Source organism: Streptomyces sp. VNUA24 (assembly GCF_029167005.1).
Lineage (GTDB): Bacteria > Actinomycetota > Actinomycetes > Streptomycetales > Streptomycetaceae > Streptomyces > Streptomyces scabiei.
On sequence record NZ_CP119143.1, the window covers coordinates 1,132,019 to 1,147,822 of the forward strand.

The 15,804-nt window shown below is 70.9% G+C and carries 14 protein-coding genes; 2 read left to right on the top strand and 12 right to left on the bottom strand.

Annotated elements, in window-relative coordinates:
- Window positions 1-4: 4 nt before the first annotated feature.
- The 5 genes from PYR72_RS04490 to PYR72_RS04510 are packed head-to-tail and all read right to left on the bottom strand — an operon-like array spanning window position 5 to window position 6,080.
- Complete coding sequence (locus tag PYR72_RS04490) at window positions 5-1,567, bottom strand: AMP-binding protein (RefSeq protein ID WP_275453996.1); 1,563 nt, start codon at window positions 1,565-1,567, stop codon at window positions 5-7.
- Window positions 1,554-2,888, bottom strand: a complete 1,335-nt coding sequence (locus PYR72_RS04495; protein WP_275453997.1) for an acyl-CoA dehydrogenase family protein — start codon at window positions 2,886-2,888, stop codon at window positions 1,554-1,556. Before PYR72_RS04495 ends, PYR72_RS04490 begins: the two co-directional genes overlap by 14 nt.
- The gene (locus PYR72_RS04500) at window positions 2,885-3,718 is read right to left on the bottom strand and encodes an enoyl-CoA hydratase/isomerase family protein (protein WP_275453998.1); all 834 of its coding nucleotides are present in this window, start codon (window positions 3,716-3,718) and stop codon (window positions 2,885-2,887) included. Before PYR72_RS04500 ends, PYR72_RS04495 begins: the two co-directional genes overlap by 4 nt.
- A gap of 20 nt (window positions 3,719-3,738) precedes the next feature.
- Window positions 3,739-4,965 (bottom strand): thiolase family protein, encoded by a 1,227-nt coding sequence (locus PYR72_RS04505; RefSeq protein WP_275453999.1) that lies wholly within the window; start codon window positions 4,963-4,965, stop codon window positions 3,739-3,741.
- On the bottom strand, window positions 4,962-6,080 hold the full coding sequence (locus PYR72_RS04510) for a DUF5938 domain-containing protein (protein WP_275454000.1): 1,119 nt from the start codon (window positions 6,078-6,080) through the stop codon (window positions 4,962-4,964). The genes PYR72_RS04505 and PYR72_RS04510 overlap by 4 nt, the downstream gene beginning before the upstream one ends.
- A gap of 246 nt (window positions 6,081-6,326) precedes the next feature.
- Between PYR72_RS04510 and PYR72_RS04515 the strand changes: the two genes are divergently transcribed.
- Complete coding sequence (locus tag PYR72_RS04515; protein ID WP_275454001.1) at window positions 6,327-7,289, top strand: helix-turn-helix domain-containing protein; 963 nt, start codon at window positions 6,327-6,329, stop codon at window positions 7,287-7,289.
- A gap of 352 nt (window positions 7,290-7,641) precedes the next feature.
- Here PYR72_RS04515 and PYR72_RS04520 read toward each other — a convergent pair whose 3' ends face one another.
- The gene (locus PYR72_RS04520) at window positions 7,642-8,295 is read right to left on the bottom strand and encodes an NAD(P)H-dependent oxidoreductase (protein ID WP_275454002.1); all 654 of its coding nucleotides are present in this window, start codon (window positions 8,293-8,295) and stop codon (window positions 7,642-7,644) included.
- A gap of 45 nt (window positions 8,296-8,340) precedes the next feature.
- On the bottom strand, window positions 8,341-9,090 hold the full coding sequence (locus PYR72_RS04525) for a pirin family protein (protein WP_275454003.1): 750 nt from the start codon (window positions 9,088-9,090) through the stop codon (window positions 8,341-8,343).
- A 57-nt stretch (window positions 9,091-9,147) separates the two neighbouring features.
- On the opposite strand from PYR72_RS04525, the gene PYR72_RS04530 reads away from it, so the two are divergent.
- On the top strand, window positions 9,148-9,621 hold the full coding sequence (locus PYR72_RS04530) for a MarR family winged helix-turn-helix transcriptional regulator (RefSeq protein WP_275454004.1): 474 nt from the start codon (window positions 9,148-9,150) through the stop codon (window positions 9,619-9,621).
- A 376-nt stretch (window positions 9,622-9,997) separates the two neighbouring features.
- Here PYR72_RS04530 and PYR72_RS04535 read toward each other — a convergent pair whose 3' ends face one another.
- The 5 genes from PYR72_RS04535 to PYR72_RS04560 all read right to left on the bottom strand — a co-directional run bounded on the left by PYR72_RS04535 (window position 9,998) and on the right by PYR72_RS04560 (window position 15,640).
- On the bottom strand, window positions 9,998-11,419 hold the full coding sequence (locus PYR72_RS04535) for an MFS transporter (RefSeq protein WP_275454005.1): 1,422 nt from the start codon (window positions 11,417-11,419) through the stop codon (window positions 9,998-10,000).
- Window positions 11,420-12,631: 1,212 nt separating this feature from the next.
- Window positions 12,632-13,135, bottom strand: coding sequence for a flavin reductase family protein (locus tag PYR72_RS04545; RefSeq protein ID WP_275454006.1), 504 nt, complete (start codon window positions 13,133-13,135; stop codon window positions 12,632-12,634).
- Window positions 13,136-13,170: 35 nt separating this feature from the next.
- Window positions 13,171-14,199: a ferredoxin--NADP reductase gene (locus PYR72_RS04550; protein WP_275454007.1), complete on the bottom strand. Its 1,029-nt coding sequence runs from the start codon at window positions 14,197-14,199 to the stop codon at window positions 13,171-13,173.
- Window positions 14,196-14,477 carry a hypothetical protein gene (locus tag PYR72_RS04555; protein ID WP_275454008.1) on the bottom strand — a complete coding sequence of 94 codons (282 nt, stop codon included), beginning with the start codon at window positions 14,475-14,477 and terminating at the stop codon, window positions 14,196-14,198. Before PYR72_RS04555 ends, PYR72_RS04550 begins: the two co-directional genes overlap by 4 nt.
- The gene (locus tag PYR72_RS04560) at window positions 14,474-15,640 is read right to left on the bottom strand and encodes a Rieske 2Fe-2S domain-containing protein (protein ID WP_275454009.1); all 1,167 of its coding nucleotides are present in this window, start codon (window positions 15,638-15,640) and stop codon (window positions 14,474-14,476) included. Before PYR72_RS04560 ends, PYR72_RS04555 begins: the two co-directional genes overlap by 4 nt.
- Window positions 15,641-15,804 lie beyond the last annotated feature (164 nt).

Here is a 15,804-nt window from a genome sequence, read left to right on the forward strand (position 1 = left end):
GGTCTCAGATCCTTCGCTCGTGGTCGCGCCAGAACGGTGCGCGGACGTCCTTCTTGAGGACCTTGCCGTTGGGGCTGCGCGGGAGTTCGGTGACGAACTCGACCCGTTTGGGCGTCCTGATGCCGCCGAGCCGGGCGCGGCAGTACGCGATGAGGTCCGCCTCGGTCAGCTCCTCGCCCTCGTTGAGTTCGACCACGGCGGTGACGGCCTCGCCCCAGTCCGGGTGCGGTGCCCCGACGACGGCGCAGTCCTGGACGGCCGGGTGCCGCCAGATGATCTGCTCGACCTCGCTCGGGTAGACGTTGAAGCCACCCGAGATGATCATGTCCTTCTTGCGGTCGGTGATGTGCAGGAAGCCCTCGTGGTCGAGGTGGCCGATGTCGCCGGTGTGCAGCCAGCCGTCGACGATGGTCTCGGCGGTCCTGACCGGGTCCTTGTAGTAGCCCTTCATGACGAGATCGCCCCGCACACAGATCTCGCCCGGTTCGCCCGTGGGCAGGATCCGTCCGTCGCCGTCGAGGATCTCCACGCGGACCAGGGGTGCCGGACGGCCGGCCGCCGACAGCCGTGCGTCGTCAGCTATCCGGCCGTCGGTGAAGTGCTCCTCGGGGCGCAGGAAGGCGATTCCGGAGGGCGCCTCCGTCTGGCCGTATCCCTGGAACAGCACGGGGCCGAAGACCTCGATCGCGCGGCGCAGCTTCTCCGTCGACATGGGAGCGGAGCCGTACATCAGGTACTTCAGCGAGGAGAAGTCGCGTCGCTCGATGCCGGGGATCTCCAGCAGGCGGTAGATGACGGTGGGCGGCAGGAACAGCTCGGTGACGCGGTGCCGTTCGATGAGGTCCAGGAGCTTCAGCGGGTCGGGGCGGGACATCACGACGACCGTGCCGCCGCGCGCCGCGCAGGGCAGGGTGAGCAGCCCGGCGGTGTGGGTCATCGGGGCCGCGGCGAGGTTCACCACGGGTTCGTCCGCCGGGTAGGAGGCGGCCAGCATCTGGTGGACGACGCTGACGCCGAGGCCCCGGTGGGTGTTCATGACGCCTTTCGGGGCGCCGGTGGTGCCGCCGGTCGGCATGATGCCCGCGACCGCGTCGGGGTCGGGTGTGTGGCCGGGGAGTCCTGCGGGCGCGTCCGCGATGAAAGCCTCCAGCGTGGTGACGGCCGCCGAGTCCGTGGACTCGCCGAGGGACACCACCGTGCGCAGTCCGGCCAGGTCGGGGCGCAGCTTCTCGACAAGCGGCACGAACTGCTCGTGACAGAACAGCACTTCGCAGTCGAAGCCCGACAGCAGGCGCCGTATCTCCTCGGGCGGGTTGGCCGGGTTGACCGGCACCCAGGCCAGTCCCGCCCGCCACATCCCGAGCACGCAGGCCCAGGCGACGGGGTCGTTCGCGGCGAGTACCGCGCCCTTCGTCTCGCGTGGAACGCCGGAGTTCGCAAGGGCGTTGGCGATACGGCAGGACAGCTCGCCGATCTCGCGGTAGGTGAAGGTCCGGTCGTCCGCGACGAAGGCGACGGCCTCGGGGGCGGACCGCCAGCCGCGGTCGAAGAAGTCAGTGATCGCCACGGCCGTCTCCTCGCTGTCGGGCTGCACCGAGCCGGCCGTCCTGGTGCAGGAGGCTCGCAAGATGGCCGAACTTCATGGTCAGCAGATGGTTCTCGCCGTCCTCGACGCGTGCGGCGCGCGCGTCGCGGAACAGCTTCTCGGCGGGATACTCCCGGGTGAGGCCGTTGCCGCCCATGAGCTGCAGCGCCTCGTCGGCGACCTCGAACGCCAGGTCGGTGCAGAAGGCCTTGGACTGGGCGGTGTAGTACGGGTGCCTGGCCGGCGAGAGGGCCGTGTAATCGGTCGCGCGGCGGGACACCGCCCGCATGGCCTCCACCTGGCTGCCCATACGGCCCAGCCGGTACTGGACCAGCTGGTGCTCGGCCAGCAGCGCACCGCCCTGACGGCGCTCGTGGGTGTAGGCGAGCGCCGTCTCGAAGGCGGCCCGGGCCAGCCCTGTCATCAGCTGCCCCATGGCGACCCCGGCCGAGGACCAGGTCGCCGCGTGGCCGTGCCAGTAGGCGTCCTCGGCGGACAGGGCGTGGCGCAACGGCACCTTGACGTCGTCGAAGAAGATCTCGCCCTGGGGCAGGGCGCGTTTGCCGAGCTTCTCCAGTGGCTTTCCGCGGCTGACACCCGGCAGGTCCAGAGGGACGATCACCTCGATGCCCCTCGGGTGACCGTCCTCGTCGTAGAAGCCCTCGCCGTAGTCGGCCGCGATGGAGGCGAGGCCGACCTGGGCCACCGGACCGTTGGACACCCAGGCCGAGCTCTGGCCGTTGACGACGATGTCACCGCCCCGGACCCGGGCGGTCAGGTTGCCCTTGTTGCCGTGGGGCGCGCTCGGGTGCCGCTCCTCGGGGTACAGGCTCAGTCCGTCCGAGCCCCGGTCGGGCTGGGTGCCGATCCAGCAGCCGAGGCGGCCCGCGCACAGGTCGGCGAGTTCGGGGGTTCCGGCCCGCCGGGCCATCAGCGCCGGGAAACCGCCGACGCCGAGCGAGACCGCCAACCCCGCGTCGCCCCAGCCCAGTTCCTCGACGGCTACGGCCGCCATACGGGCCAGCAGCGCTGGCGGAACGTCGTCCCCGGCCTCCGGTCCGTCGCTCAGGCCGGACTTGGCGGCCACGGCGTGGACCTCCCAGAAGGGCGAGTCCGCAGCGATGACCTCCTCGGCCGTCATCCGGTCCAGGGCGCGCCCGGCCGGGCGCAGGACCTCCGCGGCGAAGGCGTGCACCGCCTGCTGCAGCGCGCGCTCCTCGTCGGTCAACTGCGGCTCGAAGCCGCTGAGTTCGGTGTACGGCAGCCCGGGGCGGACGTCGTCCTTGTCGCCGCGCACGGTCATCGGGCCGCCTCCGCGATCGTCGCCGGCAGGTCCCGCTCGTGCTCGACGTCCTGGAGTTCCGCCAGCTTCCTCAGGTGCTCCTGCACGGCGGGGACACCGAGCAGGGTGCGCATGGCCTCGTTCTCGACGGCGAAGCCGGCGAACTGGGCGTCCACGGCGCCGCCGAGGACCTTGGTGAGGACCTGGTTGACGGCGGCCACGGAACCCGCGGACCGGGCGGCGGCCCGCCGGGCGAGGTCGTCGACGTAGGCGCGGATGCCGTCGGCGGGCAGGGCGCGGTTGACCATGCCGTACGCGGCGGCCTCCTCGCCGCTGAAGTCCCGTGCGGAGAGCAGGACTTCGCGGGCGCGGGCCGGGCCGATGTGGAGGGCGAGTCGGGTGGTGCCGCCGCCGGTGGGGAGGAAGCCGCCGCTGGTCTCGGGGAAGCAGAACCTGCTGCGCGGGGTGGCGAACCGCATGTGGGTGGCGAGCAGGAACTCCAGTCCGCCGCCGCGCACGATGCCGTCGACGAGGCCGATCGTCACCTGGGGCAGTGCTTCCCACATGGTGGTGAGCGCCTGGACGACGTTGATGTCCGGGTACTTGCTCTGCGGCACGTCCGGGTCGTTCATCGAGCGGAACAGGTCGTCGAGGTCGAAGTGGGCGATGAAGAACTCGGGGTTGGCGCTGCCGAGGACGACGACGCCCGTCTCCTGGTCGAAGACCAGCTTCCCGGCGAGGTCGAAGAGTTCACCGACCATCTGGATCGTCATCAGGTTCAGCGGGCCGTTGTCGATGTCGACGTACAGGATCCGGCCGTCGCGGCGGAGGGAAAGGGTCTGGTAACTCATGAGGGCTCCAAGGGGGTTGTTCAGGCGCCGAGCAGGGTGATGGCAGCGATGGCTTCCTCGCCCGCGAACATGCCGCCACCGTTTTCGGCGAGGGCGACCCGGGCGCGGGGCACCTGGCGGGAGGCGCACTCGCCCCTCAGCTGCCGGACGAGTTCGTGTATCTGGGCCAGACCGGAGGCGCCCATGGGGTGGCCCTTGGACTCCAGCCCGCCGGAGGGGTTGACCGGGAGCCCGCCGCCGAGTGTCGTGGCACCGGAGGCGGCGAAGTCGCCGCCGCGCCCGATCGGGCAGAAGCCCATCAGCTCGGTCTGCAGCAGCTCGCCGAAGGCGGCGGCGTCGTGCACCTCGGCGACGGAGACGTCCTCGGGGCCGATCCCGGCCTCCTCGTACGCCTGCCGGGCGGCGAGGCGGCTGACCGAGCTCTCCCAGTCGGTGACCGGCCGTACGCTGCCGGTGGCGATGACGGAGGCCAGCAGCCGTACGGGGCGGGTGGCCGCGAGTCGGCGCAGGCCGGCCTCGTTGACGACGACCGCCGCGGCGGCGCCGTCGGTGAGCGGGGCGCACATGGGTACGGTGAGCGGCTCGTTGACCGTGCGGGCGGCGAGGATCTCCTCGGCCGTCATGGCCTTGCGGAAGTGCGCGAGGGGGTTGTCCACGGCGTGCGCGTGGTTCTTGGCGGAGATCAGCGCCAGTTGTTCCTTCGTGGTGCCGAACTCACGCATGTGGGCGCGGGCGAGAGCGGCGTAGACGTCCATGAAGCGGCTGCGCGGCGCTGTCCGCTCCGGCACCTCGCCGCCCAGTTCGCGCAGGACCGCGTCGACGCCGTCCGGGTCGTGGACGTCCACGCCGCCGTCGAAGAGGCCGAGCATCTTCTTCTTGTCGTCGGTGTTGGTCTTCTCCACGCCGACCGCGAGCACCACGTCGGCGGCGCCGGACCGCACGTGCAGGGCGGCCTGGTGCAGCGCGGTGGCACCGGTGGCGCAGGCGTTCTCCACGTTGACGACGGGTATCCGCTCGAAACCCATGCTCCGCAGCGCGATCTGGCCGCCGACCACGACCTGGCCCTCCAGCACGTCCTGGCAGGTGTTGCCGTAGTACGCGGCCTCTACGTCGCCGAGTCCGGCGCCCGCGTCCTTGAGCGCCTCGGTGACGGCGTCCCGGGTGAGGTCCTTGACCGAGGCGTCGCGGCGCACTCCGAACGCCGTCATGCCGACCCCGACGATCCAGACCCGCTCGCCGCGGCTCACGAGCGGGACTCCTCGGTGACACGGGCGAAGCCGTAGGACTCGATGGCCCCCATCAGCTCACGGTGGCCCAGCAGCTCGGCGGGCGAGCGGAAGCCGGTGCCGTGGTAGGTGGTGCCCAGCAGCCGCATGGCCGCGTACGCCTGGATCAGGCCGGTCATCTGGTAGCCGGTGGTGCACTGGATGACCACGCGTGTGGTGACCGTGTTGCCACGGCCGACGCACCAGTCGAGGGACCGCTGGTGCTGCCGGTTCTCGCGCGGCGGGCTGTCCGCGGTCATGCCGGACGCCATCTTGTCGAGTACGGGGTAGAGGGCCTCCTCGGGCAGCCACTGCAGGGAGACCTTGAACAGGCGTTCCAGGTCGACCACCCGCCGCCAGATGTCCTGGTTGCGCATCGCCACGAACATCCGGCAGTCCCGCACCCGGCGGTCGTCCCGGAAGAACACCGGGAGCGCGGTGCCGCCCCAGTTGGTGCCGGTGAGGACGAGACCGGAGCCGGGTACGACGACGTCCTGCACGACGACGCCGTCGTACTTCTTCAGCCGCCCGTCCTCCAGGTAGTGCGCCTCGGCCCGGATCACGTCGAAGATCGACTGGGTGGAACCGACGGTGGGGATGGCGTTGGCGTACGAGCCCAGTTCCAGGCTGTCGATGCCGGGGGTCTCCAGGCAGATACGGGCGGCGATGTCATGGACGGCGTACTGGACGGACATGGCGCTGGAGGCGGCCCTGCCGTTCGCCGCGAACCGCGGACCCCACTCGTCGAGGAACCGCAGCATGTGCGTCTGCTCGCCTGCCGTGTCGAGGTAGTGGATTCCGGCGGCCAGGGCCGCCTCGACCACCGGCGGGGCGTAGCGCAGGAACGGGCCGACGGTGTTGCAGACGACCTGGCGGCCCTCGAAGAGCCGGGTGAGGGACTCGACCGAGCCGTCGGTCTCGGCGATCTCGTAGTCGGCGGTCTCGATGCCCGGGACCTTGTCCATCACCTCCTGAAGACGCGCCTTGTTGCGGCCCGCGGCGACGAACGGGATGTCGTACTCGCGGAGGTACTCGGCGACCAGGCGACCCGTGGATCCGCTGGCCCCGTAGACGACGACCGGACGACGATCGCTCACGGCTGCTCCCTTCCGTGGTGCGCCGGGTGACGTCCGGACGTCGTTCCCGACGTCGGGCCCGGCTTCTGTGACGGTGAGGAGAACCGTGCGTCACGGACGGCGGCTCCGCTTGTCCCGGAGCGCAGCCGCGTTTGGTCATTTGCGCATCCACGGCCCCGCGGGAGATCACTTCGGGGTCGGTCGGCACAGAGCGTTGCGCGAAACCGGCTCGTCCGGTTTCACTGGGCGGCGAGGAGGTGGTCCCGGATGACCGTCGCGGACACATGGTCGAGTCAGGGGCTGCCGGCGACCGCGGTGCGGGACGCCTGGAGCCAGAAGATGTCCGAGCTGCACCTGACCTGGACGCTCTCCTTCCCCCGGCAGGAGCACTTCGACGCCGCGGTCCGCTACCGCAGGCTCGACGAGCTCACCGTGTCGGAGTTCCGGGGCGGCGGATACGCCGGGCGGCAGCGGGCCGACGCGGGCTCCGAGCACCGGATCGGGGTGCTGCTCAACCTCAGCGGGCGACTGGTGTGCCGCCACGGCGACCGGGAGCTGCTGGTCGGTCCGGACGAACTGCTGCTGTGGGACAGCGAGATCGCCCACGGCTTCGACGCCGTCGACCCCCACCACGAGCTGTCCCTGCTGCTGCCCCGCGACCACGTCCCGCAGGGCCTGGCCGACGCGGCGGTCCGTGGCCGGGGTGCCGTCTCCGTCGCCGCCGGGTCCGGCCTGACCGCCATCGCCGCCGACCAACTGCGCGCCATCAACCGCGAGTTGGACCATCTCGGCGACGCCGGGCTGGCGATCGCCGCGCAGAGCTTCTTCGACACCCTCGACACGGCGCTCACGCTCACGGCTCCCCGCGCCCCCTCCCCCACGGCGCGGGAGGCGCTGCTGCTGCGGGCCCACCGGTACATCGAGGACCACCTCGACGACCCCGACCTGTGCGCCTCCTCCGTGGCCGAGGAGTTCGACGTCTCGGTGCGCACCCTGCATCTGGCGTTCGGCGACACGGGCAGCACGGTGGGGCGCTGGATCCGCGAGCGGCGCCTGAGGGTCTGCTACAGGGAACTCGCCCGAGCCGGTGGCAACACGACGGTCACCGATGTGGCCTTCCGCTGGGGCTTCAACGACATGGCGCACTTCAGCCGTGTCTTCAAGCAGGCGTACGGGGTCACACCGAGCAGCGTCGTCGCCCGGCACCGGCGGGTGGCCGCCGCGGACTGACGGCACGGGGCGGACACCCGGGTGGACACGGCCCTCACGCCCCCGGTGGGACACACACCTCGGGACCCCGGGGACGCACCGGACGGTTTCCGACAGAGGCGAGATGCCGCCGCGCTTCCGGCACGGACCGCGGAACCGCTCCGCTTCCCGTGCGGCCACCGCCGACACGCGTGCGCTCTGCGCCGGACCGCCCCCGGCTCTTCCCAGGGGGCGGTCCGGCGCACACAGAACCGATGTGTCCCCGAACAATCCGAAGCGGCCGAGTGAGAACTCGACCGCTTCGGTGCGGGACGCACGACCGGGGAGGAGGAAGGCGACCCGGGCTTGTCTCCTGACGTGTCTCCGGTCCCTGCTACACCGCGAGGCGCCCCACGACCTCCTTGGCCCTGGCGGCCGCCTGCTCAAGGGCGTCCGCCAGGGCCTTCTCGCCGAGCGGGATGAGCTCCTCCATCCCGGGCATGAGCTTGGCCAGCGTCAGGTCGGCGACGATGAAGTGGGGCTCCACCTCCAGGGTCGCCGTCAGGACGGCCTCCAGGTAGTTGAGGACGTACTCGTAGGGGGCCATGGGCGTGCCGGGTGCGTACGAGCCACCGCGGCTGGTGACCACGGTGACGGGCGTGCCCTTGACCTTCGAGTCCTCGCCCCGCGCCGTGCGGCCCAGAAGGATCACGTGGTCCAGCCACGCCTTGAGGCTGGAGGGGATCGAGAAGTTGTACATGGGGGCGCCGATCACGACGGCGTCCGCGCTCTCCAGCTCCTCTATGAGCTGCTGCCGCAGGGCGAAGGCTGCGATCTGCTCGGGCGTCCGCTGTGCCGGGTCGACCATGCCGGCCAGGTACGTGTCGGCTGTGATGTGGGGCACCGGGTCAGCGGCGAGGTCGCGGTAGATCACGGTCCCGGTGGGGTGCTGCTCCTCCCACGCGGCGCGGAAGGCCTCCGTCACCACGCGGGACGTGGACGCCTGGCCGGGGTAGGCGGAGGAATCGATGTGCAGCAGGGTGGCCATGTCTGTTCTCCAAGTGTGTGGGGTAAAAAACGCTGAGGCCGGCCGTCAGCGCCCGCGGACCGGCTGGTAGGCCGGGCGAGTGGGGAGCGAGACGAGGAAGAGGTCGGCGGAGTCGGCCGCCTCGACGGTCATCGCGGATGCGCCGCTCAGGGAAACGGTGTCGTCGGCCGACGCACGGGCGCCGTTGACCACGGCCTCGCCGCCGAGAACGTGGACCAGAGTGAAGCGGTCCACGCCGACGTCCAGCTCCGCCCGGGCTCCGCGCGGCAGGGCGACACGACGGATCGACAGCCCCTCCGTGTGCGCCTTCACCGGCCCCTCGCCGCCGACCTGGTCGGTGACGAGGGCATCACCCACCGGTCGCGCCGTGAACTGCGCGGCGGGGTGGTCGGTGTAGGACGGTTCGGTTCGCAGAGCGGTGTCGAAGCCCGGGTCGAACCACATCTGGAACACCCGCGCGCCTGCGGTGGCGCCTTCGCGATGCCACAGACCCGAGCCCGACCGGATGATCTGGACGTCTCCGCCCCGAAGGTCCGACCAACGGTCGGTCTTCGTGTCGAAGTGGCGCGTACGCCCTTCGAGGACGAACGAGATGATCTCGAACCCCTCGTGGGGGTGCAGTCCGAAGGTGAAGTCGCTCAGGAAGCGCGTGTGGGACCAGAAGAACAGCGCGGCGGACGGCTGCCCGTCAGCCGCGTAACCGCCCTCCACCACCCGGTTGGACAGTGCGTCGACCCCGGGCGCGGGCTTGGCGCGGTGCTGCTTCGGGAGCACGGTCGCCCCGTTTGTTTCCATGGAACCGAAACTAGAGCATATTTAGTTTCCATGTCAACAAATGTTAGGGTGGCCGACATGGAACCGAGGTGGCTCGACGAGCGGGAAGAGCGGGCCTGGCGCGGCTTCCAGGAGATGCGCATCAACATGACGGCGCTCCTGGCGAGGCGGCTCACCCGTAAGTGCGGCCTGAGCGAGGCCGACTACTCGGTCCTTCTCCATGTGTCGGAAGCGCCCGGGCGACGGATCCGGTCCCGCGACCTCTGCCGGATCCTGCAGTGGGACCGGAGCCGCCTGTCCCGGCAGATCGTCCGCATGGAGAGCCGCGGCACCATCACGCGGGCCTCCTGCGACGACGCCCGCGGCTTCGACGTCGTGCTCACCGAATCGGGACTCGCCGCCGTCCGGGTCGCCTCCCGCATCCAGCTCGAAGCCGTACGCCACTGCTTCGCCGACCTGCTGACCGCCGAGCAACTCGAGACTCTGGGCGACATCACCGAGCTCGTGACCAGGCACCTGGCCACCGAACACGACGAGGTTCCGGCCGACTGAGGCCGCGGGCCGCCTTCGCGACCGCCGAGCGGCCCGCGGAGCGCCGACCGCCTCGTGTGCCCTCGTCGACGTACCGACCGGCGGCTTCGGAGTTGACGACACCGACGGAACACCTCGGCGGGAGCGAGTCGGCAGACCCGCCCGCATCCGGGGCGACCGCTGCGCGGGCTGCGGGTCGGCCCCGGCCCGTTCGAGCCCCGTCCAGGACGTCTCCGGGACCGTGCGTCGCTGCGGATCCGTGACACGAGACCCCGCACCCCGGCTCCCGCTGCCCTGTGACATGCCGCGTTCTTGGCCCTGACCGACACGCAACGCCCGGCACATCAGCGCCGACCGAACCGGTGTCCGGGTCCGGCACACCCCCTCCGCGTGCAGTTCAGCGGGCCTTCCCGGAGCGCATCAGGATCCCGCACAACAGCGCCGCGCCCGCGAAGACGGCCGCCATGGTCAGGAACGCCGCGTTGTAGCCGTGCACGGCCGCGGCGTCGCGGGAACCGGCGTGGGAGCTCAGGTATCCGGCGGTGACGGTGCTGGCGACGGTCGACAGCAGGGCCGTTCCGACGGAACCACCGAGTTGCTGCATCACGGAGAACAGGGCGGATCCCACTCCGACGTCGTCGGGGTCGAGCCCGACCAGCGCGTTGCTCATGGCGAGTGTGGTGTTGACCCCCTGGCCGATGCCGAAGAGGAACAGAGGGCCCAGTACCGCGGTCCAGTACGACGACGAGGGATCGAGCCTGCTGAGCCACACCAGGCTGGCGGCCGTGAGGACCAGGCTGGCGATGATGACCACCTTCGGCCGGATGCGCACCAGCCAGGGGGCGCTGCCGAGAACGTTCGACGAGACGATGACTCCGATGACCACCGGCAGGGTGCCCAGGCCCGCCAGCACCGGGGACAGACGCATGTTCTCCTGGAGGAAGAAGGTGGTGAAGAAGATGATGCCGAAGTTGCCCGTGGAGGAGGCGAAGCGGTTGACGTAGGCGGCGACGCGTTCACGGTTGCGCAGCACCCGCAGCGGCAGCAGGGGCGTCGGCGCGAGGTGCTGCCGCAGCACGAAGCCCGCCAGGACCACCACACCCCCGAGCAGCGCCCCCAGCACGACCGGTGAGGCCCAGCCCCGGGTCTCGGCCTGGGCGAAGCCGAACACGACACCCAGGAGACCCACGCACGCCAGAACGGTTCCGATCAGGTCCATCCGGGGTCGCTCGTCGGCCCGCCGGCTCGGCAGGAGCAGCCACGCGCCGAGGGCCGCCCCGACCGCGAACACGACGTTGACGTACATCGTCCATCGCCAGTTGATGTACTCGGTGAGGACGCCTCCCAGGACGAGGCCCATCCCGCCTCCGGCGCTGACGATCGTGCCGACGATGGCGAACGCGCGCGTGCGCGACCTTCCGCCGGGGAACGTCGTGGTGATCAGAGAGAGCACCGCCGGGGCGAGCAGGGCGCCCGCCGCCCCTTGTGCGGCGCGGGCCGCGATCAGCATGCCGAAACCGGTGGCCGCGCCACCGGCGGCGGAGGCGCCGGCGAAACCGATCAGGCCGATGATGAACGCCCGCTTGCGCCCCATCAGGTCGGTCAGGCGTCCGCCCAGCAGGAGCAGGCTCCCGAAGGCCAGCGCGTAGGCGGTGACGACCCACTGCCGGCCACCGGTGCCGAAGCCGAGGTCCGCCTGCGCCGAGGGCAGCGCGACGTTCACTATCGTGTTGTCGAGCACGACCATCAGCTGCGCCGCCCCCAGCACCGCCAGAATCCACCCCCGGCGGTCGGGCACCGGCGCGGAGGCCTCGGTCACCGGTGGACGGTCCGCGGTTTCTCCTGGGCCCGACGCCTGCTCGACCTTGTTCATGTGACGCCTTCCCAGAAGCACGGACGGTGACGGCATACGTTGCCGCAGTCCGCGAATGATCCAGTTCTTCCGCCGCCCGGACACGGAGGACATGCCCCCCGTGTCCGCCGTCCCGCGCTGCCCCTCGATCACTTGGACACCGGCGGAGTCGCGGGCGGCCTGCCGTGGCGCGCGCGGGACGACGAGGGTTCCCCCCGGTCACATTGCGGCACCTGACGCAGGTACGCGAGAATCCCGCCCCCGGCCCGGCGATTCATCAAAGTCCGATCGGATCACGTCGAAGTGACAGTCGGCGTTCTCGCGGATGAACGACCTGATCCTGGTCCACCTCGTGGGCACGGCGTGAAGGTGAGGCGTTCCGCGACGTGGGCGCAGACCCGGCGGAACGGCCCCCTGGTGCCTCCCCCGCCTGCGGCGCGGCTTTGAGCGACGTATCTCTCGGACAGTGCATCGCGCCCACGCCGGTCGGCCGACTCCGGCCGTTCCCAGGCGGAACGGGCACGCTGTTTGTTGACACGGAACCAAAATAGATCAGGTTCGTTTCTATGTCAACAAATGACTGCGGGCAGGGCAGAGTCCAGGACGAGCGCCGGTCTGCCCAGTTCGACCGTTGCCGCGGCCGACCTGTTCAACCTCCTGGGCCACGAGCAGCCCTACTACCCTGTGCCCTGCCGTCTCTGAAACCTGCCGCAGCAGACGGCGTCCGACATCAGCAGGGGCGACTTCGGCCTGAGCCTGCCCGCCTGACGGGGCCTCGGGAGCCGCCCGGGGACTTCGGCGGCTACTGAGGCACCGGGCGAGCCTGCCCGCCTACAGCGATGCCCCGCACACCCCGGCGCGGAGAGATCACCCCGACAGTCGGGGAGGACGGCGTGAACCTGCGGCCAGTGCTCGCCGAGGTGGGGCTCTCCGAGGAGCTGATGCGTTCGGCGGCCCTGCGGGTCCTCCTACTGGCAGGGCGCCGCGGTGATCCGGAGCGCGGTGGAGCCGACCGGGGACGATTCCTGGGCTTGCGCGTAGGTGCGGCGCCGCCTCGACGTCGTGGGGCCTGATCGGCTTGCGCACGCTCGCTCCTCCAGCGACCCTACGCGGGCCCGAGGCTGACGCAGGTGCACGGGGGCGGTTGTCCTACCGCCTCAGCGGCCACTCGATGTCGGTTCAGCGCCCACTCGGCGTCAGCGCCGCGTCCGGCAGGTCGTGGCCGCCCCGGAAGAAGAGCAGGGGGGCGTCCTGCCGTTCCACGCTCAGTTCCAACACCCGGCCCACGACGATGTCGTGGTCGCCGCCGTCGTACACGGTCTCGACGGCGCAGCCGAGCCAGGCCAGGACGCCGTCCAGCACGACGGTCCCGCCGGGGGTGCGCCGGGAGCCGACCGCGCCGAACTTGGGGCCGGTCGTGCTGCCGAACGCCTCGCAGACCGCCCGCTGGTCCTCAGCCAGGACGTTGACCCCGAAGCGACCTGAGCCGCGGATGCGCGGCCAACTGGTCGAGGTGTGCCCGGGGCAGAACAGCACCAGCGGCGGGTCGAGGGACAGTGAGGAGAATGCCTGGCAGGCCAGACCGACCGGTTCGTCGCCGTCCAGTCCGGTGATCACGGTGACGCCGGTGGCGAACTGGCCCAGGGCGGTGCGGAACGTCCGCGCGTTCACGCTCGGGCGCATCGGAACTCCTAAGGTTGAGTGGTGAGCGGTGCGGCTCAGTCGTAGACGACCTCGACTTGGTCGGAGAGCGGTACCGCCTGGCAGGCCAGGACGTAGCCCTCGGCGAGGTCTTCCTCCTCCAGCACGGTGTTGCGGAGCATCTTCACCTCGCCGTGGACGACCCGGCAGGCGCAGGCGCTGCACGCGCCCTCCCGGCAGGAGAACGGGGCGTCGATGTCGCGGGCGCGCAGCAGGTCGAGCAGGGTCGTCCGGGCGGGCCACGGCAGGGTCCGCCGTTCGCCGTCGATCCGGACGGTCACGGTGCCGGCACCCGGCTCGTCGGCGGCGGGTGTAGCGGGCGCCGCGGTCAGGCCCGCGAACGGGTCGGAATCGAGGGAGCGGTACTCCTCGGTGAGCACCCTGGACCGGGGCGTCCCCAGCCGGTCCAGCGCCTCGGCCGCCGCCCGCATGTAGGGCGCCGGCCCGCAGAGCAGGGCCGCGTCGGCGCCCGCCCAGGGCCGCGAGAGCGCGGCCAGCCGGGCGGGGTCGGGCAGGCCGTGGAGCGTCTCCAGCCAGTGGACCACCCGGATCCGGTCCGGGTGCGCCTCGGTCAGACGGCGCAGTTGGTCGGCGAAGATCACCGACCGTTCGTCGCGGTTGGCGTACACCAGCACGGCTGTACCGCCTTCGCGGACCCGTGCCCGAAGGATCGACATCACCGGCGTGATGCCGCTGCCCGCCGCGAAGAGCAGCAGGTCTCGCTGGTCCGGGGCGGGAGTGAACCGGCCCGCCGGGGCGAGCGTGTCGACGGTGTCGCCGGGGCGCAGCCGGTCGCAGATCCAGTTCGAGGCGATCCCGCCGGGCACCCGTTTGACCGTGACGGTCGGACGGGCGTCGCCGGGAGCGCTGGACAGCGAGTAGCAGCGGGCCACCCAGCCGTCCGGCGCCGGTATCCGCAGCGTGAGGAACTGGCCGGGCCGGTGACGGAGTTCGTCGCCGTCCGCGGCCTCGAAGGAGACGGAGACCGCGTCGTCCGTCTCCGGGGTCACCTCGGTGACGCGCAGGGTGCGGATCGGAGTGCTCACCCGTCGACCACCGTCAGCCGGCCCGCCCGTACGGCCTCCTCGATCGTCGCCCGCAGCCGGGTGCAGGTGGGTATCACCGCGGTGCGCGGCGGTCCGTCCCCGGCGCGCACCTCGGCGAACTCGGCACAGCCCCCGGCTCCGTCGGGCCACTGCACGGAGGTCTGCGCCAGACTGCTCTTGCGCACCAGCACGGTGGTGGCGCAGCGTTCGCAGGACAGGGCCTGCACCTGGGAGGTGCGCACCGGGTCCGCCAGCGGGACCCGCACTTCGGCGCTCACGCCGGCCGGAGCGGTACGCCGCCCTGGCGCTTGAGGTTCTCCTCGACCTGGCCGGTCCAGAACTCCACGGCGCGCTCGGTGTCGAGTTCGAACTCGAAGCGGTTCGTCATCTCCGGGGTGACGTCCTCCACGTCGACGTAGAACTGCTCGTACCAGCGCCTGAGTTGGTAGACCGGGCCGTCCTCCTCGCACAGCAGCGGGTTGTCGATCCGGGTCTTGTTCCGCCAGATGGCGACGTCCTGGAGGAAGCCGGCCTCGACGCCCTTCGCGGTCGCCTGGGCGATCTGCTGCGCCACTTCGTCGGGCTGGCCCGGCGTCTTCTTGACGATGCAGCCCCACTGCAGCACGAAACTGGTCGGGCTCACCGGGTAGTGGCAGTTGATGAGGACGGTCTCGGTCTCGATGAGCCCGTTGGAGCCGTACAACCAGTCGATCATGTACGACGGTCCGAAGTACGTCGCCTCGGAGCGGCTGACGCGCTTCTGCTCACCCTCCGCCTTGGAGTACGTGGTGCCGAGGTTGACGTCGTCGCGGGCGGTGGAGTTCATGTACTGGGTGGCGAGATGGCCCTCGAACACGTTCTTGAAGTACACGGGGAACGAGTAGTGCACGTAGAAGAAGTGGGCCATGTCGACCACGTTGTCCACGATCTCACGGCAGTTGGAGCCCTCGATCAGGAGCGAGTTCCAGGTCCAGTCCGACCACTCGTCGGAGAAGGCCCCGTCGACACGCGGGATGTCCAGCTCGGGCGGCGGCGGGTTGCCCTGCGGGTCGTGGTACACGAAGAGCTGCTTGTTCTGCTCCAGGACCGGCCAGGACTTGGTGCGGGCGCGTACCGGCACGCGTTTGGAGTACGGGATGCTCGCGCAGCGGCCGTTGCCGGACCAGCGCCAGTCGTGGAAGGGGCAGGCGATCTCGTCGCCCTTGACCTCGCCCTGGGTCAGGTCGCCGCCCATGTGCGGGCAGTAGCCGTTGAGGACGCGCAGTTCGCCGCCGCTGTCGGCGAAGACCACGAGCTTGGTGCCGAAAGCCTGGACCGCGTGCGGCCTGCCGTCCCGGAAGGTGTCGGCGAGGCCCAGGCAGTGCCAGCCCCTCGCGTACCGGACGGGGGGCGCTCCCACCTCGATGACGCGGACCTGCTCGCCCGACTCGGCTGTTGTCATCGGTCCTCCATGATGTGCGCGGCGATGGCTCTCGGCGCGGCGGCGGCGCACACCTGGTCGGCTGTGCGGCGCCACCTTCGATCGACATCGTGCGAACCGGGCCCGTGTCCCCAAAGGCCCGCTCCCGCTGACCGGGATGCAGAGGGCGCTCCCGGGCGGCGCTC